This window comes from Candidatus Flexifilum breve (genome assembly GCF_016713355.1).
Genome location: NZ_JADJPI010000023.1, coordinates 69,253 through 91,579 on the forward strand (window position 1 = coordinate 69,253; position 22,327 = coordinate 91,579).

General features: G+C 60.1%; 23 protein-coding genes and 3 pseudogenes. 12 read left to right on the forward strand and 14 right to left on the reverse strand.

Features of this window, described 5'->3' with window-relative positions:
* Positions 1-105: 105 nt before the first annotated feature.
* The 3 genes and pseudogenes from IPK17_RS20070 to ureG all read left to right on the forward strand — a co-directional run bounded on the left by IPK17_RS20070 (position 106) and on the right by ureG (position 1,543).
* On the forward strand, positions 106-621 hold the full coding sequence (locus IPK17_RS20070; RefSeq protein ID WP_343419480.1) for an urease accessory protein UreF: 516 nt from the start codon (positions 106-108) through the stop codon (positions 619-621).
* A complete protein-coding gene (locus IPK17_RS20075) occupies positions 618-797 on the forward strand; it encodes an urease accessory UreF family protein (protein ID WP_343419481.1) in 180 nt (59 codons plus the stop codon). Before IPK17_RS20070 ends, IPK17_RS20075 begins: the two co-directional genes overlap by 4 nt.
* Positions 798-812: 15 nt before the next feature.
* Positions 813-1,543, forward strand: a pseudogene (gene ureG / locus IPK17_RS20080) (urease accessory protein UreG).
* Positions 1,544-2,190: 647 nt separating this feature from the next.
* Here ureG and IPK17_RS20085 read toward each other — a convergent pair.
* The 4 genes from IPK17_RS20085 to IPK17_RS20100 form a co-directional block, all read right to left on the reverse strand.
* Entirely contained in the window at positions 2,191-2,508 is a 318-nt protein-coding gene (locus tag IPK17_RS20085) for a hypothetical protein (RefSeq protein ID WP_343419482.1), read from the reverse strand.
* Positions 2,462-2,644, reverse strand: a complete 183-nt coding sequence (locus IPK17_RS20090) for a hypothetical protein (protein ID WP_343419483.1) — start codon at positions 2,642-2,644, stop codon at positions 2,462-2,464. Before IPK17_RS20090 ends, IPK17_RS20085 begins: the two co-directional genes overlap by 47 nt.
* A 78-nt stretch (positions 2,645-2,722) precedes the next feature.
* Entirely contained in the window at positions 2,723-2,845 is a 123-nt protein-coding gene (locus IPK17_RS20095) for a hypothetical protein (RefSeq protein WP_343419484.1), read from the reverse strand.
* A gap of 804 nt (positions 2,846-3,649) precedes the next feature.
* Entirely contained in the window at positions 3,650-3,802 is a 153-nt protein-coding gene (locus IPK17_RS20100; protein ID WP_343419485.1) for a hypothetical protein, read from the reverse strand.
* A gap of 938 nt (positions 3,803-4,740) precedes the next feature.
* Between IPK17_RS20100 and IPK17_RS20105 the strand changes: the two genes are divergently transcribed.
* Positions 4,741-5,196, forward strand: a complete 456-nt coding sequence (locus IPK17_RS20105; RefSeq protein ID WP_343419486.1) for a hypothetical protein — start codon at positions 4,741-4,743, stop codon at positions 5,194-5,196.
* On the opposite strand, the pseudogene IPK17_RS40640 reads toward IPK17_RS20105, so the two are convergent.
* From IPK17_RS40640 to IPK17_RS20120, 4 genes and pseudogenes are all read right to left on the reverse strand, one after another.
* Positions 5,169-5,395 (reverse strand): annotated as a pseudogene (locus IPK17_RS40640) (ATP-binding protein). The gene IPK17_RS20105 and the pseudogene IPK17_RS40640 sit on opposite strands and share 28 nt — an antisense overlap.
* Positions 5,396-5,405: 10 nt before the next feature.
* Positions 5,406-6,050: a histidine kinase gene (locus IPK17_RS20110; RefSeq protein WP_343419487.1), complete on the reverse strand. Its 645-nt coding sequence runs from the start codon at positions 6,048-6,050 to the stop codon at positions 5,406-5,408.
* A gap of 11 nt (positions 6,051-6,061) precedes the next feature.
* Complete coding sequence (locus IPK17_RS20115) at positions 6,062-6,457, reverse strand: hypothetical protein (protein ID WP_343419488.1); 396 nt, start codon at positions 6,455-6,457, stop codon at positions 6,062-6,064.
* A 330-nt stretch (positions 6,458-6,787) separates the two neighbouring features.
* Positions 6,788-7,558: a type III pantothenate kinase gene (locus IPK17_RS20120; RefSeq protein ID WP_343419489.1), complete on the reverse strand. Its 771-nt coding sequence runs from the start codon at positions 7,556-7,558 to the stop codon at positions 6,788-6,790.
* Between the two features lie 135 nt (positions 7,559-7,693).
* Between IPK17_RS20120 and IPK17_RS20125 the strand changes: the two genes are divergently transcribed.
* A complete protein-coding gene (locus tag IPK17_RS20125) occupies positions 7,694-8,614 on the forward strand; it encodes a hypothetical protein (protein WP_343419490.1) in 921 nt (306 codons plus the stop codon).
* A gap of 159 nt (positions 8,615-8,773) precedes the next feature.
* On the opposite strand, the gene IPK17_RS20130 is transcribed toward IPK17_RS20125, so the two are convergent.
* Positions 8,774-10,015, reverse strand: coding sequence for an MFS transporter (locus tag IPK17_RS20130; RefSeq protein WP_343419491.1), 1,242 nt, complete (start codon positions 10,013-10,015; stop codon positions 8,774-8,776).
* Between the two features lie 105 nt (positions 10,016-10,120).
* On the opposite strand from IPK17_RS20130, the gene IPK17_RS20135 reads away from it, so the two are divergent.
* From IPK17_RS20135 to IPK17_RS20155, 5 genes are all read left to right on the forward strand, one after another.
* Positions 10,121-10,846, forward strand: a complete 726-nt coding sequence (locus IPK17_RS20135) for a dienelactone hydrolase family protein (protein WP_343419492.1) — start codon at positions 10,121-10,123, stop codon at positions 10,844-10,846.
* 157 nt (positions 10,847-11,003) lie between these two features.
* Positions 11,004-11,648 (forward strand): lipoyl(octanoyl) transferase LipB, encoded by a 645-nt coding sequence (lipB, locus tag IPK17_RS20140; protein WP_343419493.1) that lies wholly within the window; start codon positions 11,004-11,006, stop codon positions 11,646-11,648.
* 267 nt (positions 11,649-11,915) lie between these two features.
* Positions 11,916-12,356 (forward strand): carbonic anhydrase family protein, encoded by a 441-nt coding sequence (locus IPK17_RS20145; protein WP_343419494.1) that lies wholly within the window; start codon positions 11,916-11,918, stop codon positions 12,354-12,356.
* Complete coding sequence (locus tag IPK17_RS20150) at positions 12,251-12,523, forward strand: carbonic anhydrase family protein (protein ID WP_343419574.1); 273 nt, start codon at positions 12,251-12,253, stop codon at positions 12,521-12,523. Before IPK17_RS20145 ends, IPK17_RS20150 begins: the two co-directional genes overlap by 106 nt.
* Before the next feature lie 174 nt (positions 12,524-12,697).
* Positions 12,698-13,060 carry a hypothetical protein gene (locus IPK17_RS20155; RefSeq protein ID WP_343419495.1) on the forward strand — a complete coding sequence of 121 codons (363 nt, stop codon included), beginning with the start codon at positions 12,698-12,700 and terminating at the stop codon, positions 13,058-13,060.
* Positions 13,061-13,136: 76 nt separating this feature from the next.
* Here the strand turns inward: IPK17_RS20155 and IPK17_RS20160 are convergent.
* The 5 genes and pseudogenes from IPK17_RS20160 to IPK17_RS20180 form a co-directional block, all read right to left on the reverse strand.
* Positions 13,137-15,004 (reverse strand): annotated as a pseudogene (locus IPK17_RS20160) (SPFH domain-containing protein).
* Positions 15,005-15,185: 181 nt separating this feature from the next.
* Positions 15,186-16,517, reverse strand: coding sequence for a histidine--tRNA ligase (gene hisS / locus IPK17_RS20165; protein WP_343419496.1), 1,332 nt, complete (start codon positions 16,515-16,517; stop codon positions 15,186-15,188).
* 139 nt (positions 16,518-16,656) lie between these two features.
* Positions 16,657-17,049, reverse strand: a complete 393-nt coding sequence (locus IPK17_RS20170) for a Uma2 family endonuclease (protein WP_343419497.1) — start codon at positions 17,047-17,049, stop codon at positions 16,657-16,659.
* A 23-nt stretch (positions 17,050-17,072) separates the two neighbouring features.
* On the reverse strand, positions 17,073-17,219 hold the full coding sequence (locus IPK17_RS20175; protein ID WP_343419498.1) for a hypothetical protein: 147 nt from the start codon (positions 17,217-17,219) through the stop codon (positions 17,073-17,075).
* A gap of 123 nt (positions 17,220-17,342) precedes the next feature.
* A complete protein-coding gene (locus tag IPK17_RS20180) occupies positions 17,343-17,948 on the reverse strand; it encodes a DinB family protein (RefSeq protein ID WP_343419499.1) in 606 nt (201 codons plus the stop codon).
* A 139-nt stretch (positions 17,949-18,087) separates the two neighbouring features.
* On the opposite strand from IPK17_RS20180, the gene IPK17_RS20185 reads away from it, so the two are divergent.
* Both IPK17_RS20185 and IPK17_RS20190 read left to right on the forward strand, forming a co-directional pair.
* Positions 18,088-20,040, forward strand: a complete 1,953-nt coding sequence (locus tag IPK17_RS20185) for a hypothetical protein (RefSeq protein WP_343419500.1) — start codon at positions 18,088-18,090, stop codon at positions 20,038-20,040.
* Between the two features lie 106 nt (positions 20,041-20,146).
* Positions 20,147-22,195: a (Fe-S)-binding protein gene (locus IPK17_RS20190; protein WP_343419501.1), complete on the forward strand. Its 2,049-nt coding sequence runs from the start codon at positions 20,147-20,149 to the stop codon at positions 22,193-22,195.
* Positions 22,196-22,327: the final 132 nt, after the last annotated feature.

The following is a 22,327-nucleotide window of genomic DNA, read 5'->3' on the forward strand; positions in this document are numbered from 1 at the left end:
ACTTCGACCCCTCCCCGGGAGGGGAGCGCAGCATGGCGCCCCTCTCTCCGCTTGCGTGGGAGAGGGGGTGGGGTGAGGGGTGTCACACTATGAGAGGGATACACCATGCAGTTTGCGGCGCCCCAACTGCTCATGCTGCTCCAGTGGATGGACTCCGCCTTTCCGACGGGGGCATTCGCGCATTCGGGCGGGCTGGAGACGTACGCGCAAGCGGATGTCGTGCGCACCGCGCGGGATCTCGCCGCGCTGATCGCGGTGAAGCTGGAGAATGCCGCGCACACTGATCTGATCGTCGTGCACAGCGCCATGTCCGCGTATGCGAAGGCGGATTTCGCGCAGATCGCCTATTTGGACAGCCTGTGCGCCGCCTCGAAGCCCGCCAAAGAGACGCGCGAGGCCAGCGAGAAGATCGGGCGGCGCATGCTGGCGAGCGTGCTCAATGTGCAGCCCGACGCCCGCCTGAGCGAGTACCGCGCGCGGATTGAACGGGGCGAATGCAGTGGTCATCACGCGGTAGCGCATGGATTGGCGTGCGCCGCGCTTGGTCTGGACGCGCGGTCGGCGCTGCTGGCATTCGGTTACGGGCTGGCGGCGAATCAGACGGCAGCGTCGCTCAGTTGATATCCATTGGGCAGACACAGGCGCAAGCGGTGCTCGGCGCGTGCGGATCGGCGATTGCCGAGGTGGCTGAGGCGGCGCTCGGGCGCACGCTAGACGATTTCGGCGGGTTCGCGCCGGGGCTGGACATCCGCGCCATGCAGCACGAACAGCTTTTCCAACGGTTATTCATCAGTTGAATGAGGTCAAACGAGATGTGCAAAGTCGAGTATAACGAGCAGTCCTTCGTCCGCACCGTGAAAGACATCCGCCCGCTGATCATTGGCGTAGGCGGCCCGGTCGGGTCGGGCAAGACGACGCTCATCGAAAAGCTGTGCAAGGCCATGTCGGCGACGCACCCCATCGCGGTCATCACCAATGACATCTACACCAAAGAGGACGCCGCCATCCTCACCCAGTTGAGCGCGCTCGAACCGGAGCGGATCTACGGCGTGGAGACGGGGGGCTGCCCGCACACCGCCATCCGTGATGACATTTCGGCCAATCAGGATGCGCTTGACCTGATGATGGAGCGCTTCGGTGGAGCGTTGGACATCATCTTCCTCGAAAGCGGCGGCGACAACCTCGCGGCGAGCTTCAGCCCGGAATTGGTCGAGGTCGAATTTTACGTGATCTATGTGGGAGGCGGCGCGAAGATTCCGCGGAAATGCGACCCCGGCATTCTGCGCTCGGATCTGCTGATCATCAACAAGACCGACCTCGCCCCGTATGTCGGGGCGAGCCCGAAGTCATGCAGCGCGATACGGAACGCCAGCGCGGGGAACGTCCGTATCGCTTCACCGATTTGAAGAGCGGCGCGGGTCTGCCGGAAGTGATCGCGTGGATTGAGCACCGGTTAGCGCATCGCGGTGAGGCATATCAGGAGCACACGCATGATCACGACCACCATGATCACGGGCACGCCCATCCGCATCACCACGCCTAAGTCGACTGTGCCCCTCCCGTTCAGGGGCGACCACATAGTGTCGCCCCTACAGCCAATCTCCGCGATCATTCGTTGAGTGGCATGATTGCGTCCCTACATCAAGAGGGTGTTTCTCAAAGGGACGAGGCATACCTTGTCCCAATTTCTAGAGAAGGATACAGAGGACAAGGTATGCCTTGTAACGACAAAAACTTCTCAATCAAGCTGACTGTGTGCTTTCTAAGCCAGTGTCCGAAATTCGACAAAAACAGGACAAGGTAGGCCAATCGCTACGTAGAATAATGTCTTTCTGGGGACAGCGGACGCAATGAATTGCGTCCTACGAGAAAAAGCGTGTGGGTGTAGGGACGCGATTGATCGCGTCCGCAAACCCCAAGACCGACAGGCAACCCGTTTCACGGCATTCGACGCACTTATCGGCCTGCACCTTGTCCTTTTGCTGACAAACGGTCATTGGCTTAAAGTAGGTTCTCGAAACAAATCCACGAACGGATGTAGGGCGCACCTGTGTGTGCGCCTCATTCGGGCAGACACAGAGGTCTGCCCCTACACGATGATTCTCGAGAAGGTGCTTTAGACACCTCTTGATCGCATCCGCAACGCTCGAGAACGGACCATGAAGTCCCGTGTTCACGCTATTCCAGGCTTTACGGCGTAAGCCGGGCCAACGCGAACGATTGCACCACCGTCCAGACCATGATCCCACAGAGGGACGGCAAAGGGGACAGGGAAATCTCCCACGTTGTTGAGCAATATCCCGCGTCGCCCTCAGTGATGTCCTGCGCTGCGCCGCCATCCGTCATGATGGCGCTGCCGCCGCCGTACACAGCGCGACTGAAATCCTGCGCGGGGTAGCGAGTTCGCATCCGTCGCGCTGGCGACCATAAGCGGTTCCGGGTCATAGCGAACGTGGCGGCGTCATTCGACCCGGTGGACAGCGCATAGACCCCGGTAAAAGGTGCCATCGTCCGCCAGCGAGAACACATAACCCGTCGTATCCACTGCACCGCCGATGGCGGCGGGCACACCCGTGATCCGCCAGTCGCCGAGATAACAGGTGCCGGCGGCGGTGGGTTCCGCAGTCGGCTGCGCCTGAAACATGGGTCGCGCTCGGGCGCTGCCCCCCATGTGAGCGTGAAACCTGTCCCGTTCCCGCGGCGGCGCGTCCTCGGCTGATGATCACCACATCCCGGTCGCCGACGGGCAAAATTCCAGCGGCGTGTCGGCGGCAAGGCGCTGCAGTCCGCTGCTGGTTTCAATGCTCACCGCGTAATTGCGCGTGGCGCTGCCATTCGCTTGCACGAAAGCGATGCTTGCCCGGCTCGAACCTCAAAGCCCCATCACAGATTGACGGAAGTCCCCGGAGAACCGCGGCAGGCTGGATATCCGCACTGCCCTATTGGGCGGCCAGCGTATCAGAATCCGGTCAAATCTTTACCACGGGAGTGAATGGGCAAGCTGCGCTGATGCAGCGCCAACAGCCAGTGTGGAAGAGTTCGGTTGGTTCAACCGGGAGGCCGGAGGAACAAACCGTCATCCGAGCGGCGGGCCGCAAGCTTGACGCGGAGCTCGTTGTGCACATAGTCGCGCCGCCCATCCCGGAGGCCGTCGCGGTAAACTCCCAGAAATAGAGCGCCTCATAGTTGGTCGCCGTGATATCTTGCCGTTACATCAAACCGATGGATCCTGCGCGCGCTGAGGTATTGGCCGGGGAAGACTTGCGCCTGCGCCGCCCACCTGCTGAACCGTTGACCCACCACCCCCTGTGCGGGATCCGGATAGGTCCATCAGCGGGAGATCCGACGCGAGCTCGGCCTGAACGCAGTGAAAAACCCTGCGCGCGATGACCGATCCGAGGTCGCGCGTTCTCCCAACCGCTGTGATGCTCAGATGACAGATGGTCGGGTCAAACAGGATGGTGGGTTCAATGCGGGTGACATAACCGGCGCTGGGCGGTAGCGTAAGCCTGAGAGCGACATCCCCGTGGGGAGGCCGATCCCAAACACGATGATGATCTGCCGAACCCACGGAATCCCTCCCGCGCAGCGTGTGACAGATGGGCAGCGTTGTTTCCAGGATGTCGATTGATGGGGATAGTCGCCGGCGTTATCCGCGCAGATAGTAAACAAAGTTTGTGCCGCGTCCCTCGCAGCGCGAAACCTGACCGTCGGGCGGCGTGCGTCGATCTTGAGCGAGGAGCGGCTGACAGAGCAGCAGCAGCCAGCAGTGCAACCGATGACGCGCAATCGATGGGAACATAGATTGGCCTTGGTGGAGTGAAGTCAGGTGGAGGGTTTCCGCTGATATAGTGGAAGCTCAGTAACAGTTGTCTGCGCGCAGACGCGAGAGCAGCCGGAAATCGTCGACAGGTTCCTAGACGGGCAGGCGTTACGACCGACGAGCGGCCTTCGATCTCATTGGTGGCACCAGCACCGCCCGCCGAATCCCCCACCCGATCTGTGAATTTCCGATGAATCCGATTAGTGTAGCGTACAGATGCCCTTCTGTCTACCGCGAGGCTCGGCACTGATGACAGGTACATCGCTCACGGGTTTTACGGGCGGCGAATCAGTAATTACAGGTTATAAAGGGTAACTTAACCGGTCATGTGGATCTGCAGTTTACGGGTCAATCGACCCAAAATTGCCCAAGCACCTTTGACACAGGGCTGCTAGCGCATGGCTTGGGATTCATCTATAGTGAGACATACGCTTCGCCTTACATTACGTCTATTGTCATTCGTGTCTCCCTGGAGCAAGCGGTTACTGACTGCATCGTTATCATTCAAAGGGAATTGTAGATGCTCCACAGATATCCTCGTTTCACCGTTATCCTGTTTATTTCGCTGGCGCTCACGGTATTGGGAGCGATCGCTTGCTCAGGCTTTAGTGCGAAGAATGCGAATCAGCCGCGTATATCGCCGATTGCTCGCTGATCTCGAATCGACCATCCCTGACCCGCCGAAAGAAGAATTTCCGGTTCCCTGTAAGGCATTCTCGCTGATTTTGGCAAACCGCTCAACGCGCCGTCCCACGATCTACACGGCCATGATGGTTACACATTCATTACGGAACAGGCCGTGACGGTGAGCTGGGGACGCTGTTCAGCGTGTCCTCTGCGTTGACCCAGTTCTTCGAAGACGAAGATGTGAGCATTCTCGCCAGATCGATCCGCGACAGCTTTGGTCGCATCTAATTGTGTGGTTGAGCATCGGCGGCGAAGGCGATGCGATGCCCGTGCCGAACAGCGTCGTCCTCGCCTGCCAGCAGAAGACGTGCGACTACCCGCACGCGAAGGCGATGCAGGGGACGGTGCTCGGCTCACCGCTCACGTACTACGAAGCGAACCTGAATGCGGAGTCGATCCGGCGGTCGTGCTTGCGCCCCGATCAGACGTGGTGGATTGTCGATGCGCGGCGCGCGACGGTCTTGCATCTGGTGTTCACTACCCGCGGTGCGCCGCTTGTGTGTAATGACTGGAGTCATCGGCCGGAACTTCGACGATGTGTGGCGCGGGCGTCCGCTGCCCGATGCCGGCACCCGTCCGGAGTAAGCCAGACGGCGTTTCAACTCGACAATTTGCAGGGGTTCAACTCACGAGGCGACCATCACGATCGCCTTCTCTTTCACGAGAGCGGCTGCGTGACAAGCTGAACCGGAAGGTTGAGCCGACGTCCGGTTCGCTCGACAGTGATGGCGCCGTGATACGCTTCGGCGATGAGCTTGACGAGCGTCAAGCCGAGCCCCAACCCCGCCTGCGAGGTCGTGCGCGCATCATCAATTTTGTAGAACGGCTCAAAATGTGCGGCAGATGCTCTGCGGCGATGCCGATGCCGTCGTCCCGGACGGTCACAGTGATCGTCTCATCCGTGTGGGCAAAAGTGACGGTGACGCCCTGCCGGTGGTGTGTAGGCGACAGCGTTCTGGATCAACTGCTGCAGCGCTACTTCGATGTGGGCGTGGTTGCACTTAGCGTACACGCGCTCAGCCTGCGGGACAATCGTCAGCGTGACGTGCCGCTCCTGCGCCACCCGCTGCATGCGGCGGGCAATCCCGTCGACGGTGAGCTGCAAATCGACCTTGGTCTGGGTGGTGTTCTCCAGCCCGATGACCAGCCCCATGTTTTCCATCTGGTAGGTCATTTTGCTGGACGGCGGTGTGCGTTTATCGATGTGTTCGGCGACCGTGTCCAGTCTGTCGCCGCGTTCCAGCTTGCGGCGCAGCAGATGCTGATTCACCTCGACCGTCGAGAGGCGGTTGCGAAAATCGTGAGTGACTGCGGTGACGAACTTGCTCAACACCCGCTGCTGTTCCTGCTGGACGAGCAGTTCGGTACGTTTGCGTTCGCTGATCTCGAGCTGCGTGCGCTTTTCGCGTTCGCGGGTGTTCCAGAACGAGGTCACAGTGAGGATGATCGCCGCGCCGAAGACGTTGAAGGCGAGCGGGCCGCGAATTGTGTCGCTCCACTCCAGAGCCGGATTGAACAGTTGAAAGACGGCAATGATCACTACGACCGCTGCTACCCATAGGAACGTGTAGAAGCGTCGGAGAACGCCGAGATGAAGAGCGTCACCATGATGTAATAGTAGGTGATATCGCGCCCAGTCGAACCTCCCACCGCGTAGATCGCGCTCGAGATGAGCACGCTCGCGATCACCGCTAAAGCATTGATAGCACCCTGAACCTTTCCACGACGGCTCAAATGGTAAGGATAGACGAACAGCGCAGTGCCCACGCACGCGGGAAGGACAGCCACTTTTTGCGTGTCAGTGTAGCGTGACACGGTGACCAAAATCCCCCCAATGGCGACAAAGATCAACGCCAAAGAGAGACCCGCGATGACGCGCGCTTCTCGATGATGCTGTGTGTCGGTGATCGCCGCCGTTGGTTCGACGAGCCGATGCCAGAGCCTCATAATGCTCAAGCGCAGGCGCTTCAGTGAGTGTTTAATAAAATTCTCCCCGGCGTCGTGTCGTAAAGGCAGAATATGGGGGCTGAGTGTTTGGACGATTTCTGAGTTTCATTATAAACGAAGTATACGGAGATGGACGTAAGGCGGCGGTGATCACAACGTTTTATATAGTTTGATCAACCAAGCGGTGACCATCTAAAGAACGTAAAGATGGTCTAGTATACCCGAATAACAGGGGCATGAACATGGTTGCGCATGGCCTACCAAGCGGATGAGCCAAGCGGTATCAGGGCACAGTCAAATGCGCCCTGACGGGGACGAACGCGGTTAGTGCTAGCTCTGATTCAATTCGTAGATGATGCGCAGCCCTTCGAGCGTGAGTTCCGGCGCGATGAAGTCGAGCGCGTCGGTCTGCTCTTTGAAGTGCGGCGCGAGTCCCCCCGTGCCGATCACCTTGACGTTCTCCTCGTTCATGGCCGCTTTGATGCGCTTGACCATACCTTCGATCATACTGACGTAGCCCATGAACAGGCCGGACTGCATCGCATGGATGGTGTTCGTGCCGATCACCGAAGGCGGCGCGACCAGATCGACTTTGTGCAGGCGGGCGGTCATACTGACGAGCGCGTCCATCGACACGTTGATGCCCGGCGCAATCGCCCCGCCGCGATACGCTCCGCTGGCCGAGACGACATCGAACGTGGTCGCCGTGCCGAAGTCGCACACGATGGCGGGCGGGCCGTAGAGCGCGACGACCGCCGCCGCGTTGATGATGCGATCCGCCCCCGCCTGCTCCGGCTGATCGATTTCGACTTTGACGCCCGTTTTGGTTTTGTGGGTGATGACGAGCGGGTCCATCTTCAGATAGTTCTGCACGAGTTCGGTGAAGGTCAGCGTGAGGCGCGGGACGACGCTGCCAATCGCCACGCCGGTGATGGCGCGGTAGGTCAGGTCTTCCCCGGCGAGGAAATTGCGCAGCAGGACGGCATATTCGTCGGGCATCTTCTGCGCGACGGTGCGCATGCGCCACGAGACGAGCCATTGGCCATGATGATGTAAACCGAGGTGAATATTGGTGTTGCCGATATCGACAGCGAGCAGCATAACCGATCCATCCATTGAAAGAACCGTCAAAGGAGGAGATCTCTCCGGATTGAGGCGGCATTATAACGCGGCATTTGATCCGGAGGCGATGCGGGACTATGATCGAGGTGAGTTAGCACTTTCGAGCGAGGATGCATGGCGATCCGTTTGGCGAGCTTAGATGATACCGGGGCGATCAGCGCGTTGTTTCGCGGGCGCATCGGGGTGTGGCAGCGGTTGAACGCGCAGGGACGCGTCGAAGATATGCCGTACGAGGCGCTGACGCTGGTCGAGCGCTGGCTGCACGGTGGGGCGTGGATGAGCATTGAGACCGGCGCGATTTTCCTGAATCATCTGCTGTCCGGCGCGGGGATTCCGCTGGTGGCCACCGATGACGACGGCTATGTGACCGGGTATGCCGAGGCGTATCACGGCGTAGAGGCCGAACCCTACGGGAGTTCGCTGCACCTCGAACACCTGCTGACGAATACCGCCTATGACGCGGTCGATTTGCTGGATGCGCTGCTGGCGCGGGCGAAAGCGCTCAAGGCGAGCAAGCTCACGATCAACCGCGTGGGACAAGACTTCACGCTGCCGGAAGGGTATACGTGTACGTCATTGAGCCACCTGCGGCGCTATACGGTCGGAGCGCGGCAGGGGCAGGTATTTTACCGCTCGGTCGAACACAGCGATGCGAACCCGGCGCAGATCACCGGGTGGATGATGCCGGTTGGGCGGCTGACAAGCGCGCGCCATCAATGGGAGACGCATATGCCGCGCCTGTGGGAGGCGCTCCCCCGCGGGCGCAAGCTGCACCGCCAGAAACTGGCCGCCGCCGGGCAGGATTCGTATGTGGTGGTCGAGCAGGATATGTATGATCCGCGCAGCGCCGCCGTGTATCTGTGGGCGGCGAAACCCGTCACCGCGCAGACGATCATGGCGATCCGCGACTGGTCGCACCGCGAAGGCTACCGCACGCTCAAGCTGGCGATGACCGACGACGCGGCCAAAGTCCTCGGCGCGGACGCGGAAGTTGATGCTTTCGCGCAGGAGACGTGCGCCGTCGTGCGCGAGTAGGATCGGCGTGAGTCAGAGAGCGCCAACCTCACCCCCAGCCCCTCTCCGAAAAGAGGAAGGGGAGCCAACATCACCCGCCAAGCCAATGGGTGTCGTGGGACGCTTTAGACCCTAAATCGCGTCCGCCAGCCTGTACAGCCGATTGTTCCCAACATCCGGCTAATCCGGGGCGGCGGACACGGGACGGGCGGCGACCCACCCGACGCGCAGCGCAAACAGCATCAGCAGCCCGACCATCACATAATTTGATCCCTGCAGGTTGATCGTCGGCCACGCGCCGATCACTTCGCCCAGTACACTCGCGATCCCCGTGCCGATGATGGCGAACAGCGCCATCACCGTTTGGATCGCGCCGAATACGCGTCCCCGGTAGGCGTCAACGGTGCGCAGTTGAATGAGCGTGTCATAGCCCGTCCCGAGCGCCACGGTGGGAATGCCCACGATCACGAACAGCAGGAGCGCCAGCCCCGGCGCGGACGCGGTGAAGTTGAAAATTATCAGGTCGATGGTGCCGAAGATCAGCGCGCCCGCGATGAACAGGCGCAGCGGCGTGCTGCGCGGGCCGATCCAGCCGATCACCGCCCCGCCGATCAAGCCGCCGACGGCTTGCGCGGACATCAGCCAACCGAGGAAGGTCGCCTCACCGCGCAGTACATCGGTGACGAACGGGACAAACAGCACGCCGACCGCGCCTTCGCCGAGCGCCATAATCGCCGCGCACGCGAAGAGGAGCTTGAGCAGCGGATCGGTCTGGATGACGCGCAGACCCGCCCGCCAGTCACGGGCGAGTTTGCTGACGCTGCCGGGGTCGGCAGTGGGGATGGGGGTGGGGCGAGACGTGACACTAATCAGCAGGATGAGCACCGCGGCGATCCAGTAGGTCGCCGAGTCGACCAGCACAACCGCGCTTAAACCCGCCGCGCTGAGCAGAATGCCGCCAATCGCCGGGCCGATCAAACGGGCGAGATTGTTGTTGAGCGAATTCAGCGCATTGGCCGAGACGAGATGCCGTTCATCGACCAGCAGCGGGAGCATGGCGTTTTCGGCGGGCGCGAAGAACTGCACCAGTGTTGCCTGCACGAAGGTGACGACATAGAACAGCCAGAGCTGATCGGCGGAGCGTACGAACGTCAGCGGGATGAGCGACAACCCGAGCAGTAGGTTGACGATCACCATCGTGCGCTTGCGTTCCCAGCGGTCAACGAATACGCCCGCGAACGAGCTGAGCAGGATGCTCGGCAGGGTGCTGGCGAGGACAATGCCGCCCGTCGCGATGGTCGATCCCGTCATCTGGTAGACGATGATCGGGCGGGCGACGCCCAGCATCCAGTTGCCTGTGTACGAGATCAACCCGGCAAACCACAGCAAGAAAAAGTTGCGCTGGCGCAGCGTCGCGATCATCCTCTGCCCCCCACGATAGATGCTTGAACCTGTATGGAGCTATTCGTCCGTCGGCTGAAATGGTTCAATGTTGGTATAATGGGCTGATTAGAGAAGGACGCCGCCATGCCCGTGTATCAGCCGCGCAGCCTCGAACACCCGATCAACAGCGGACGTATTTCGGTCGCGCTGGAAGATGGGCGGCAGTTGCCCGCTTATTGGTCGCACCCGGACAGCAGCGGCAAGTTCCCCGCTGTCGCCATTATCCACGACTGGTGGGGGATTACGACTGTTGAACGGCGCGTCGCGCATCTGTTTGCGCAGATGGGCTACTACGTCATCATCCCTGATCTCTACAACGGCCGCGTCGCCACCACGCCGCAGGAAGCGATTCAACTGGTCGAAGAGACCGCGAAGCACAACTATCAATTTGTCGATACCTCGCTGCGCGCGCTGGAGACGCACGTGCGCGTCAACGGGAAAGTCGCGGCGGTCGGCTTGGGTATGGGCGGCACGCTGGCGTTTGAGGCGGCGCTCACGCGCGATGACCTCGAAGCCGCGGTGGCGCTGTACGGCTTCCCGCAGAAGTATCTCGGCAAGTTCCACGCGGCTTACGCGCCGATTCTGGCGATCTTTGGCGCCACCGATCCCTATGTCGGCGCGGGCGTGATCGCGCAGATGCGGCGCGAACTGCTGCAATCTGAGCGCCCGCACGAGCTGGTCACGTTGGAGGGTGCGGGGCACGGCTTCTTCAACATGGATGACAACGGTGGCAGCAGCCCGAGCGCGCAGGCGTGGGCGAAGATCAGCGCATTCCTCGAACGGCATGTGAAATCAGCGGGCGAGGTGTAGTACCACCCTCCCCTCTCCTAGGAGGAGAGGGGAGCGGCGCGTGTTAAGTCCCCTCGCCCTTGGGAGAGGGGATTTAGGGGTGAGGTTAGACAAAAACCAGACTCTGAATCTCTTCTTGGCTGTCTTCACGTCAGTTGTGAATTTACAGGTAGTCCCCATGATCATTCAAAGATTAGGTGTAGTCCCCTACGAGGAGGCGCTCGCGCTGCAAAATCGCCTCGCGGACGAGGTCGGCGCAGGCGGCGATGATCACGTGCTGCTGCTGGAACATCCGCACACGTACACGCTCGGCACGTCGGCTAAAGCAGAACATCTGCTGATGGCGCCCGACGAGCGCGAACGGCGCGGTGTGAGCGTCTATCACGTGGATCGCGGCGGCGACATTACGTATCATGGCTTCGGCCAGCTCGTCGGCTATCCGATCCTCAAGCTGGGGCGCGGGGGTGACGGTCTGCGCGCGGATGTGGTGCGTTACGTGCGCGATCTGGAACGCGTGATCATCAACACGCTGGCGGAGTACGACGTGATCGCCTACCCGATCTCCGGGCTGACGGGCGTGTGGGTCAATACAGCGCAGGGCGAACAGAAGATCGCGGCGATTGGCGTGCGCATCAATGTGCGCGGCGTGACCAAGCACGGGTTCGCGCTCAACGTCAACACGGATCTGCGCTACTTTGACGGCATCATCCCGTGCGGCATCCGCGACAAGGGCGTGACCAGCCTCGCGGTGCGGCTCGGCGCACGAGGTCGCGATGGAAGAAGTGATCGCGCGGATCAGCGGGCAGTTCGGCGCGGTGTTTGAAAATCGGCTGTAGCTCAAGTCTTAAGCTTATTTTTAGTCCTCTGGCATTAATGTGTAAACACGCATTTGCTTACATCACAGAGGATTGAAACATGCTGTTTACCCGCCGCCTCATGCTGGTATTTGTACTGCTGCTCGCCAGTTTGGCGATCACCACCGCTCTTGCCGCACAGGAGAGCGAACCGCCGCACTGGACCTACGAAGGCGAGGAAGGGGCCGGACCACTGGGGCGAACTCGATGCTGCGTACGAGATGTGCGCGTTGGGGTTGGAACAATCGCCTATCGATTTGACCGACGCGGAAGCTTTCGATTTGGTTGGGGTGCAGACGAATTATCAGCCGTCGGCGCTGACGATTTTCAATAACGGCCATACGGTGCAGGCGAATTACGACGCGGGCAGTACACTGGTCGTCAACGGTGTGACCTATGAACTGGCGCAGTTCCACTTCCACACGCCGAGCGAACACACGATTGACGGTGTGGCTTTCCCTATGGAAGTGCATTTCGTGCATCGCAGCGCCGATGGCGACCTGGCGGTGATCGGCGTGATGCTGGTCGAGGGGAAGCCGACAATGAAGCGTTCGCGCCGGTATTCGCAGCACTGCCCAGCGAGGCGGGCGATCCGAGCACCATCGCGGGAGTCACAATCGACGCCAGCGCGATGCTGCCCGCCGAGCAAATGTTCTACACGTATCGCGGTTCGCTGACCACACCGCCGTGCTACGAAGGCGTGCGCTGGATCGTCATGACCACACCGATTGAACTGTCGGCGGCGCAGATCGAAGCGTTCCATGCGCTTTTCGAACTGAACGCGCGTCCGGTGCAGTCGATCAACGAACGCGGCCTGCTGGTGGACGACGTACCGGGGAACTGATCGGGGCAACAGGCCAAAGCGTATTCCGCTAGCAAGCAGCCAAAAACGGCGACCCGAATGGGTCGCCGTTTTTCATGCGCGCCTCATGTGATGCAGGTAAGGTGAAATGTCCATCCCAGTTTGCCCCCCGGGGGTTTCCGTCAATTAAATGTGTAATCACAGGAGAGATCCAAGATGGTGTTTCCCGAAGATTTCGACTACGAGCGGCGGCAGGCGCGCGAACAGCGCAAGGAATGGCTTGATATTTCCGAAGAGGAACAGATCGCGGAAGGCGATATCAGCGTGTCGGAGACGGTGACCGGGCATGACCCGCGTCCGGAGGTCTTCGACCATGACTTCGAAGACGAATTGGACGACGAAGGGATGCACGTGCTGGATGAGGCCGAACTGGAAACGCTTGAAGACCCGTTCGACGCGGACGGCTACCTCGCCGATGAAGAAGACGACGAGGATGACTTTGATGCTGAGGATGACGATTTCGACGGGGCAGAAGATTGGGATGACGAGGGACTGGAAGACGCGGAAGATACGTATTAAGGACTGAGGTTCGAGGACTGAGGACTGAGTAAACTCTACTCAGTCCTTTAGTTCTCAGTCCTCAGTCCTAGCGTTTTTACGCCTCCGGCAGCGTGGGCGGCTGATCGCCGTTGCCATTAGTGACGGTGATGGGCGCGGGCGGTGTCACGCCGTTGGGCGCTTTGGCCTGCGTCTGGTTGGCGAGGATGATGCCGAGCAGCGCTTCGACTAAGCTGCCGCCGCCCCCCTGCGCGCCGCCCCCGTTGACCAGAATCTCGGGGATGATCTGCACGCCGCGTTCGCCGACGATCTGCATAAGCTGCACGGCGGTGTAGCCCTGCGCGCCCATCGCTTCGGCACCAGCGCGGTACGCCGACGCCTGCGCTTCACCGATGGCGCGGATACCTTCGGCTTCACCGATGGCGTTCAAGCGGGTCGATTCAGCTTGACCGCTGGCCTCTTTGATCTTGGACTGCGCCTGCAGTTCGGCAATACTCACGCCTTGCTCGGCCTTGACCACCTGCTGCTGAATGTCGGCCAGTTCGGTTTGGCGCACCAACTGCTGACGCTGCTTTTGCGCTTCTTCCTGCATCTGGTAGGTCTTCTGCTGTTCTTCCGCGATCTTGCGTTCCGTCAGGGTGTGCATGAGCGCATCTGGCGGACGAATTTCACCGATCAGCGTATCAATCGCTTCGACATCATAGGTGCGCAGCGCCTTCTGGAATGTGCTGCGCGGCTTCGATCTGCCGCTCGCTGCGGGCGGTCAGGAAATCGAGCACGGTGTAGGCCTGCGCCGAGTTGCGGAAGTAGTTGCCGACAATCGGCTGCAAGACGTGATCGACCAGATTCTGCATCGCCCCGACCCGCGAAATCACCTTGGGCGCATCGAGCGCGCCGACGTGAATGATCTGCGAGACTTCGAGATCGAAGGCGAAACCATCACGCGAACGCACGTTGATCGAAGACAGCCGCGCGTCATACGCATGCTGTTCAACACGCGCCGCCCAGTTGAGAACGATGTTCGTCGTCGGCACGAGTTCCGTCTTCATCACGCGGATGTTGAGCGGGTGCTTGCCGGGATAGAGCGGGGTCGCCCAGACGCCCTTGTGCCCCACATTGACGAGATCGCCATGCTTGAACTCGGTGCCTGAAATGTCGATGTGCGCCTTGCCGATGTACGAGATCACCACGCCGACATGGCCGATCGGAATTTCGGTCATGGGCACCTGTTCGACGCGCACAAACCACGGATTGAGATTCCACGAACCGGAGAGCAGCACTTGTTCCTGCAGACCACGCTGACCACCCGCGTTGATGAACGCCTGCGCATTCTGGAAATTGTCGTGCCCCGGCAGATACAAGCCAGCGATCTCACCCTCCGGAGATCGGCGCGCCGTCGAGCGTCGTCACAATACCGACCATGTCCGGTTGGATGCTGTAGACCAGTAGGCTCTCAGAATCCATATCGTGCATTTCGGCGTTTGAGCGCATGATCACGGTGAACAGCGCCGTGTTGATGCGGTAAACACCCGCCGTCAGGATCGCCAACTGACGCCCTTTTTCGCCGCCGTTGGTCAGGAACTTGCGTGCGTCCTGAAAATTGTCACAGTCAACGGTTTTGCCGAGGATGCGTTCTGGTGGCACAGACGAGCCATCGGCGGCCACGACCAAGCCGATTTCGCCTTACTGAATGACGGTGACCGGGACGCGCTGAATGCTGTACATCCACGACCAATAGCCAAAGTGCCACCCCGGCGCGAGCGTATCCGCCTGATAACCGGGTTCGCCGCTCAGGGCGACCAATTGACCGGGAGGAAGTTTCTTCCCGTCGCGGGAGAACCGCTTGATCACGACGCCGACCTGTCGCTCGCCGATTACCACTAAGCCGAGGGTGACACTGGGCAGAACGAACAGTAACACACCGATCGCCGCAATGACGAGGATGGGGATAATCAAATCTTCCATGAGAGGAGCTGTCCTTTACGGAGCTGCATCCGTGAAATCCTGCAGACATGCGCCATCATACACCCGGTCACGGCGAACGGGTGGGTTTGGGCGCTCGGATTTGACGAATCCTTGACGTGGGACAGTCGCACCGTGTCGGAACCCAGAAACGAGTGTCCCGACACGGAGTGCTAAAGCGGGATTAGCTGAGGAGTTCGCTAATTTTGGCCGGGGCTTCGGCGCGGTTGACCGTGACTTCCTCCCCGTCGGCAAGGCGCTTGAGCTTGACCGTGCCGTCGGCGATCTCCTGCGAGCCGAGCACGGCGACCAGCGGGATACGCTTCTTGTCGGCATAGGTCATCTGCTTGCCGATTTGCTTATCGAGCATGTACAGCTCGGTGCGCACACCCGCGGCACGCAGGTCGGCGGCGAACGCGGTCGAGGCGGCACGGGTGTCATCGCCAAAGACCGTCACCATCACCTGCACGACTGTGCCGCCAATGTGCGGCGGGTACAGCTTGAGGATGTCCAGCAGGTCGATGATACGCTCGATGCCGAGCGACGTTCCAGTCGTCGGGAGCGACTCGCCGCGGAACAGGCCGACGAGATCGTCGTAGCGGCCCCCGCCCGTCACGCTGCCGAGGTTCGGCTCGGTGATGACCGTCTCGAAGATCGGACCGGTATAGTAGCCGAGGCCGCGCACCATCGTCAGATCAAACTCATAGAAGTTTGCCGGGACGTTAGCGGCATTCAGGTGGTCGGCGAGTTCACGCAGTTCGCGGATGGCGGCTTGCGCGGCAGGCAGGTTGCCCATCACCTCTTCGAGGAAATTGAGCTGTTCGAGGCCGGGGTGCCGCGCTGTGACCAGTTCCATGATGCGCGTGACGACATCCGCCTGCACGCCGCGCTTGACCAGTTCTTCGCGCACGCCGTCTGCGCCGACTTTGTCAAACTTGTCGATGCTGCGGTAGAGCTCGGCGAGCTGGTCGCCTTCCGCGCCCGCGTATTCGCCAATCGCGGTCAGCAGCTTGCGGTTGTTCACCTTGACGCTGAACTGCTGGAAGCCGAGGCGGGTGAGCGCGGTGGTGATCAGGCTGAGGATTTCGGCATCCGCGCCCATCCCCGTCACGCCGACGATGTCCGCGTCACACTGGTAGAACTCGCGGTAGCGCCCGCGCTGCGGGCGTTCGGCGCGCCACACGGGCGAGAGCTGATAGCGCTTGAACGGAATCGGGATCTCATTCTGGTACTGGGCGACCACGCGGGCGAGCGGCACGGTCAGGTCATAGCGCAGGGCAAGCTCTTCTTTGCCGCCGGGGTGCTGCGCGTTGAAGATCAGTTTTTCGGCGTCCTCGCCGTATTTGCCCATCAGGGTTTCGTGCAGTTCGAGCACGGGGGTTTGCAGCGGCTCGAAGCCGTACAGGTGAAAGACTTCGCGCACGATGTTAAAGACGTATTCCCGCTTGATCATCTCTTGCGGGAGGAAATCGCGCATCCCTTTGGGCAAACGCGGCTCGATTTTGGGTTTCGCCATGACTTCAGACTCCGGTAGTGGTGTGTTCGCCCATTCATTATAGCGAATGGGCCGCGGACCAATAGACTTGAGCAGACAACAAAAAGGACGAGGCCAGCCTCGTCCTTACGACACAAAGTTAAGCAAGTCGATGCTTGAATTACGCTTCGGGATGATGCTCCGGGAAAATGTCGGCGACGGGCAGCGTGAAACCGGGCAGCACGGCACCGCCATCCAGCGTATCTTTTTCAGTGAGGCGCACAGCTTTTTGACCGGGTACAAACACGTCGACGGTCTTGCTTTCGTAATCGACGACCCATACAGTCGCCCCGTCGTTCATGTAGTTGACGACCTTCAAGCGCATCTCGCTCTCGGTATTACCGGGGGAGAGCACTTCAACCGCGAGGTCGGGCGGATCAGGGTTATAGCCCTGTTTCGAGAGCGTCTTGCCTGTGCGCAGGAAGGCGACATCTGGTGCGTAGCGATCCCCATAGACGCGATAGCCGCCGCCTTCGCCGGTGACATAGCCCAGATTGTTAAGCTCAACAAACATCGCCAAACGCCACAAAATTCGAACTACGATGACGATGAGTATGCGTTTGATGGCACTTCGACGGCTTCTCCCCCAATGAATTCAAACAGCTTATCGGCGTTTTCGGGCAGATCCACAAACTGATCGAAGTCCTCAACGGTCATGCGCAGATTGCGTACCACAACAGCCATCGGGCGTCCTCGCCTTCTCTCTCCACCTCATCATTATAGGCCATTTATGTCTGCCTGTCAGGCAGAATCAAACAAGACGAGGCCAGCCTCGTCCTGTTTGCATGGTTTCGCGTTGGGGGAGTTTTAAGCTCCGGCGACGGCGATCTCGCGGGCTTGGCGGGCGGCTTCGCGCAGTTGATCGTAATGACCCATCTCATGCTTTAAGCCGAAGAGGAAGCGCGTCATGGCATTCATTTTGCCGAAGCGTTCCAGAAACTTCTCTGAGACATCCTGAAATACGTCGAGATGCGGCTCGTCCGGGAAGGTGTCGAGGAAGGCGTGGCGCATGCGCCGGCTCTCTTCGAGGCGCTGCATGACCTGCGCGCGCGTGGTGACCGGCTGCCAATCCGGCTCGTAGCGCAGGCGTGGCTCACGGGTGTAGGGGATGCCGCGGGCCAACACGGAAGCGACGGCTGCGCCTTCTTCAGCGCTGGCGGTCACATGCAAAACCAGATGCGCGAGACTCCAGCCAATATGCTGCAGCTCTGCCGGGGCATACGGATCGTGCGCGTCGGGATCATGCGGAATGTGCGCGACCTGCGCGTCATTCGCAGCTCCGATGATCGCCAGGATGGTATCCAGACTTTCGTTGGTCCAGGTGCGGAGGTCCGCGACGGTCGGCCTGAGGATCTGCGTCAGTTCGTAGAGCGTGAGTTCACCATTGTCCACACGGGAAAAATCGAAGGGCACGTCGAAAGTCTCCTTGATCGGCATCGTATACGCAATAGAAGCGGTCTAGCGGGCGGTTCTTTCGTTCTGAAGTTTTCAAATTCAAGGTGTTACGGGATACTATAGACAATTCAATCTCAGTTCTGCGAAAAGATACCCGATGAATATTGATATTCGGCTCACTGGTTATACCAGCGTTGTCTTCGTCATGAACTTGCGCCCGCTCGTCCGGCCAGATCTCGGATTCACGTTTGAAAAACTGCGCGGCAGCGCCGATTACAACCGCTTTTTGCGGACAACGCTGCCCGACCAGATGAAGACCAGCCCGTATTTTGAACCGCTGCTGGAAGACGGCGAACGCGAGCGACCGATGTCATCGGAAGAAGCGGGTTTCCTGACCGGAATTTTCCGCTATACCATGCTGGATACCTATTCCGCGCCGTGCTACCGGGTGCGGCAGGATGAACTCTACAGCAACCTCGACCCGCTGCTGGTGCGCAATCACCAGTTTCACAAAGCGTATGAAATCTTTCGCCGTTGGGACGTGTTCATGCGCCCCACGCCCATGGGCACGTTCGTCTTTCGCTTTCAGCGTCCGTACAGGCGACCGACCGCGCTGATTGACATCCTCGAAGATGTGCTCGATTTGCAGCGCCCGGTCGACATTCCCAGCGCGTACAGCAAGCGGCGTGAACTGCTGGAACAGTTAGGCGAAAAAGCGGCGGCGACGGACAAGGATGTCGCGTCGATCAACCGCCTGCTGGACTGGGCGCGGGTGGCGAATGATCAGCAGCAGCGCACGAATTACCCGCCGCTGCAATCGCTGTTCGCGCTGGAGATCGCGCTGCAGTTCGTGTCGACGGTGGGGCGCTGCTTCAAGACCGATGGGGGAGCGGAACTGTGGTTCAATCAGCACGATGCTGAGATCCGCCCGCCGATCCACGATTCGTATGTGATACACCACATCGACGAGATGAGCGCGCCGCGCAGCATCGTGCAGCAGCTGAATCAGGTGCAGCGCCGCGTCGAGACGGTGGAAGCAGGCTCGTCCGGGCAGACCACTGCGCGGCAGAGCAGCAGTCGCACCGCGCCGGATACGTATGTGTCGCTGCGCCGCCAGCACATCCGCGACTCGGTGCACATCCGCAGTTCGCTGCTGCGCCTCACCGAAGGGGCGCTGCTGCGGCGGCGCGTCGGCGAGAATGAGCTGAAATCCTACTTTCCCGACCATCAGAGCAGCTACATCGACCATATTCTGGCGCAGGACAAAGCGACGTGGGCGGAAGAACTGTGCCTGCTCACGGCGCGCGTGGCGATCATCATGCCGTCGTACAAGTCGCGGAAAGATGAACTGTTCATCTCCACGCTGCCCGGTTCCGACAGCACCAGCGGCGTCTCTTACCCGTCGTACTGGGAGGCGCTGGAACGCATGATCGAGTTTGTCGTCGAAGGGCGGCTGATGTCGCAGCTCGTCGAACGGTTGAGCACGGATTTGCTCGACGAGTTTGTCGAGTCGCTGGGCACAGCGCGGTCGGGCATGGCGGTCGGCGATATTCAGATCGATCACGCCAAGTTCGCGCGCCTCGCCGACGAAGCGGCGAATATTGGCCGACTGGTCGGCCTGAGCTATGGGATGACGAACCCGCACCTGTGGAGCCGCGCCGAATACGCCATCGAAAAGGCGAATCACCTGATCGCGCAGATGCAGATCGGCTCGCTGCTCAATCACGCGGAACTCAACGTGACGAACCTGACCAGCCTCGTGAATCATGTCGACGAACTCTATCTGGCGGATCTCTCGGAGAAGAACAACAAGCAGACCTTCTGGTTGTCGCTGCTGATCGCCTCGCTGTCCTTCAGCATCACGCTGTTTTCGCTGCCATCCTTCTGGGCGGATACCGTGCAGCTCAGCGAAGCGCTGCGCACCAATGTCGGCGCGGTCGATGTCCTGAACGTAATTCTCGTGCTCGGCAACTACGTCCTGGGACCAGTGCTGATTCTGGGGATTCCAGCGTTCACCACGTATGTCTTCGTCCGCCAGTTTTTGCCGAACGCGCTGCGGTTGTCGCAGCGCCTGCAGCGGCGGCGAACAGCCGAGAAACGCCATCGTTGACCCGTGATCATTGGAGCCCTTGAGGAGTGTATTTCGTTCGTGCCGGAATGCTGGAAAGTGCGGTAAACTCCGGGCCAGAAATGAAAACTGACGTTAGGGAGCTCTTATGCTTTATCCCGTTGAACAAATGATCTTTATCCTTCTGGCGCTGTTCGCGGTGGGCGCAGCCTACTACGGCTTCCGGGAGATGGCGCTGATCATCAATCGCGGTCAGCGTGAGCTGTATCTGGACAATTTGCCCCGCCGTGTGCTCGAAGCGCTGCGCGTGTACTTCGCGCAGACCACCACGCTCAAAACGCGCCGCGTGACGAGCCTGTTTCACCTCGCCGTCGTGTGGGGGTTCACGTACTACTTCCTCGTCAATGCGCTCGACGCGCTGAACGGTTTCCTGCCCGAATTCAGCCTGTTTGAAGGCAATGATGTACTCAGCAGCGCGTATCGCCTGTTCGGCGATGTCTTCAGCGTGGGCGTGCTCGTCGGCGTGAGCTATTTCATCCTGCGCCGCTTCGTGCTGCCGAATAAACGCGAACTCCAATATCACCCGAATGTGCTGCTGCATCCCAAGGTGGCGGCGGGCGCGATCAACCGCGATTCGCTGATCGTGGCGCTGTTCATCCTGCTGCATGTTGGCTCCCGTTTCCTCGGCGAATCGGTCAAGATCGCCGTGCACGGCCCCGACCTGATGAGCCCGTTCGCGACGCTCGTCTCGCCGATCTGGAGCGGCTTGGGCGAAGACGGTCTGATCATCATGGAACACCTCTTCTGGTGGCTGGCGCTCGGCGGCATTCTGCTGTTCCTGCCGTACTTCCCCTACACCAAGCACCTGCATCTGGCGATGGCGCCGCTCAACTTCCTGACCCGCCCGCAGCGGCGTTCGCTCGGCGAAATGGCGAAGCTCGACTTTGAGGACGAAGAGATCGAGCAGTTTGGCGCGAATAAGCTGGAACACCTGAGCAAGACGCAGATTTTCGACGCCTTCGCCTGCATCATGTGCAATCGCTGTCAGGATGTGTGCCCGGCGTACACTACGGGCAAAGAACTGTCGCCGTCCGCGCTGGAAATCAACAAGCGCTTCATGATCAAGGATCAGATGAGCGGCTTGGCGGCGGGCGAAGAATCGATCAACCCGCTGATGGGCTTCGCGATCAGCGAGTCGGCGGTGTGGGCGTGTACGACGTGCGGCGCGTGTATCGACATCTGCCCGGTCGGCAATGAGCCGATGATGGACATCCTCGACATTCGCCGTGATGCCGTGCTCATGCAGGGCGATGTGTCGGCGGAACTGCAAACGGCCTTCAAGGGCATGGAACGACAGGGTAACCCGTGGAACAACCCGCGCGGCGACCGCTTCCGCTGGGCGAAAGACCTCGACGTGCCGACGGTCGAAGACAACCCCGATTTCGAAGTCCTGTACTGGGTCGGGTGCGCGCCCTCGTATGATCCGCGGGCGCAGTTGACGGCGCGGGCGTTCGTCAAGGTGATGCAGTCGGCGGGCATCAATTTCGCCGTGCTCGGTGAACTGGAAAATTGCACGGGCGACTCGGCGCGCCGCGCGGGTAAAGAAGACCTCGCGCAGGAACTGGCCATGACCAATGTCGAGACGATTAACGAGGTATTCGGCGATAACGCGGCACGGCGCATCGTGGCGACCTGCCCGCACTGCTTCCACAGCCTCGCCAAAGAGTATCCGCAGTTCGGCGGCAACTGGAATGTCGTGCATCACACTGAATTCATCGAGGAACTGATCGCGGCGGGCAAGCTGCCGGAATCGGCCAACCCGAAGAAGATGAGCAACGTCACCTTCCATGATCCGTGCTACCTCGGACGGCACAACGATATCATCGATGCACCACGCACGGCGTTGACCAAGGGCGTCGGCGTGGACATCATCGAAATGCCGCGCAACAAGCAGAATTCGTTCTGCTGCGGCGCGGGCGGCGCGCAGTTCTGGAAAGAAGAAGAACACGGCACGAAGGCCGTCAACGTGGCGCGCTATGAAGAAGCGAAGGCCACGGGCGCGGAAGTCGTCGCGGTGGGCTGCCCGTTCTGTATGCAGATGTTCGAGACGGCGAAATCGACGCTCGGCGAAGGGCCGGAAGTCAAGGACATTGTCGAGCTGATCGCGGATCGCCTGCCGGTCGGCAGTGGGGACTAAGAAAAGCACGAAAAAGAGAAGACTTAACGCAAAGGCGCGAAGTCGCAACGACGCAAAGTGCTGAATTCAAAGTAGATAGCAGACAGTTCACAGTTGAGAAGTGCTTTCACTGTGAACTGTTTACTGTAAACT

Coding starts and splice junctions, on each gene's coding strand:
- IPK17_RS20170 (WP_343419497.1), bottom strand. CDS start 17,049: ATGTTTGTTGAGCTTAACAATCTGGGCTATGTCACCGGCGAAGGCGGC.
- IPK17_RS20120 (WP_343419489.1), bottom strand. CDS start 7,558: ATGCTGCTCGCTGTCGATATCGGCAACACCAATATTCACCTCGGTTTA.
- IPK17_RS20185 (WP_343419500.1), top strand. CDS start 18,088: ATGAATATTGATATTCGGCTCACTGGTTATACCAGCGTTGTCTTCGTC.
- IPK17_RS20190 (WP_343419501.1), top strand. CDS start 20,147: ATGCTTTATCCCGTTGAACAAATGATCTTTATCCTTCTGGCGCTGTTC.
- IPK17_RS20085 (WP_343419482.1), bottom strand. CDS start 2,508: ATGGCACCTTTTACCGGGGTCTATGCGCTGTCCACCGGGTCGAATGAC.
- lipB (WP_343419493.1), top strand. CDS start 11,004: ATGATCATTCAAAGATTAGGTGTAGTCCCCTACGAGGAGGCGCTCGCG.
- IPK17_RS20125 (WP_343419490.1), top strand. CDS start 7,694: ATGGCGATCCGTTTGGCGAGCTTAGATGATACCGGGGCGATCAGCGCG.
- hisS (WP_343419496.1), bottom strand. CDS start 16,517: ATGGCGAAACCCAAAATCGAGCCGCGTTTGCCCAAAGGGATGCGCGAT.
- IPK17_RS20175 (WP_343419498.1), bottom strand. CDS start 17,219: ATGGCTGTTGTGGTACGCAATCTGCGCATGACCGTTGAGGACTTCGAT.
- IPK17_RS20115 (WP_343419488.1), bottom strand. CDS start 6,457: ATGAGGCTCTGGCATCGGCTCGTCGAACCAACGGCGGCGATCACCGAC.
- IPK17_RS20155 (WP_343419495.1), top strand. CDS start 12,698: ATGGTGTTTCCCGAAGATTTCGACTACGAGCGGCGGCAGGCGCGCGAA.
- IPK17_RS20130 (WP_343419491.1), bottom strand. CDS start 10,015: ATGATCGCGACGCTGCGCCAGCGCAACTTTTTCTTGCTGTGGTTTGCC.
- IPK17_RS20090 (WP_343419483.1), bottom strand. CDS start 2,644: ATGTTTCAGGCGCAGCCGACTGCGGAACCCACCGCCGCCGGCACCTGT.
- IPK17_RS20100 (WP_343419485.1), bottom strand. CDS start 3,802: ATGTTCCCATCGATTGCGCGTCATCGGTTGCACTGCTGGCTGCTGCTG.
- IPK17_RS20070 (WP_343419480.1), top strand. CDS start 106: ATGCAGTTTGCGGCGCCCCAACTGCTCATGCTGCTCCAGTGGATGGAC.
- IPK17_RS20135 (WP_343419492.1), top strand. CDS start 10,121: ATGCCCGTGTATCAGCCGCGCAGCCTCGAACACCCGATCAACAGCGGA.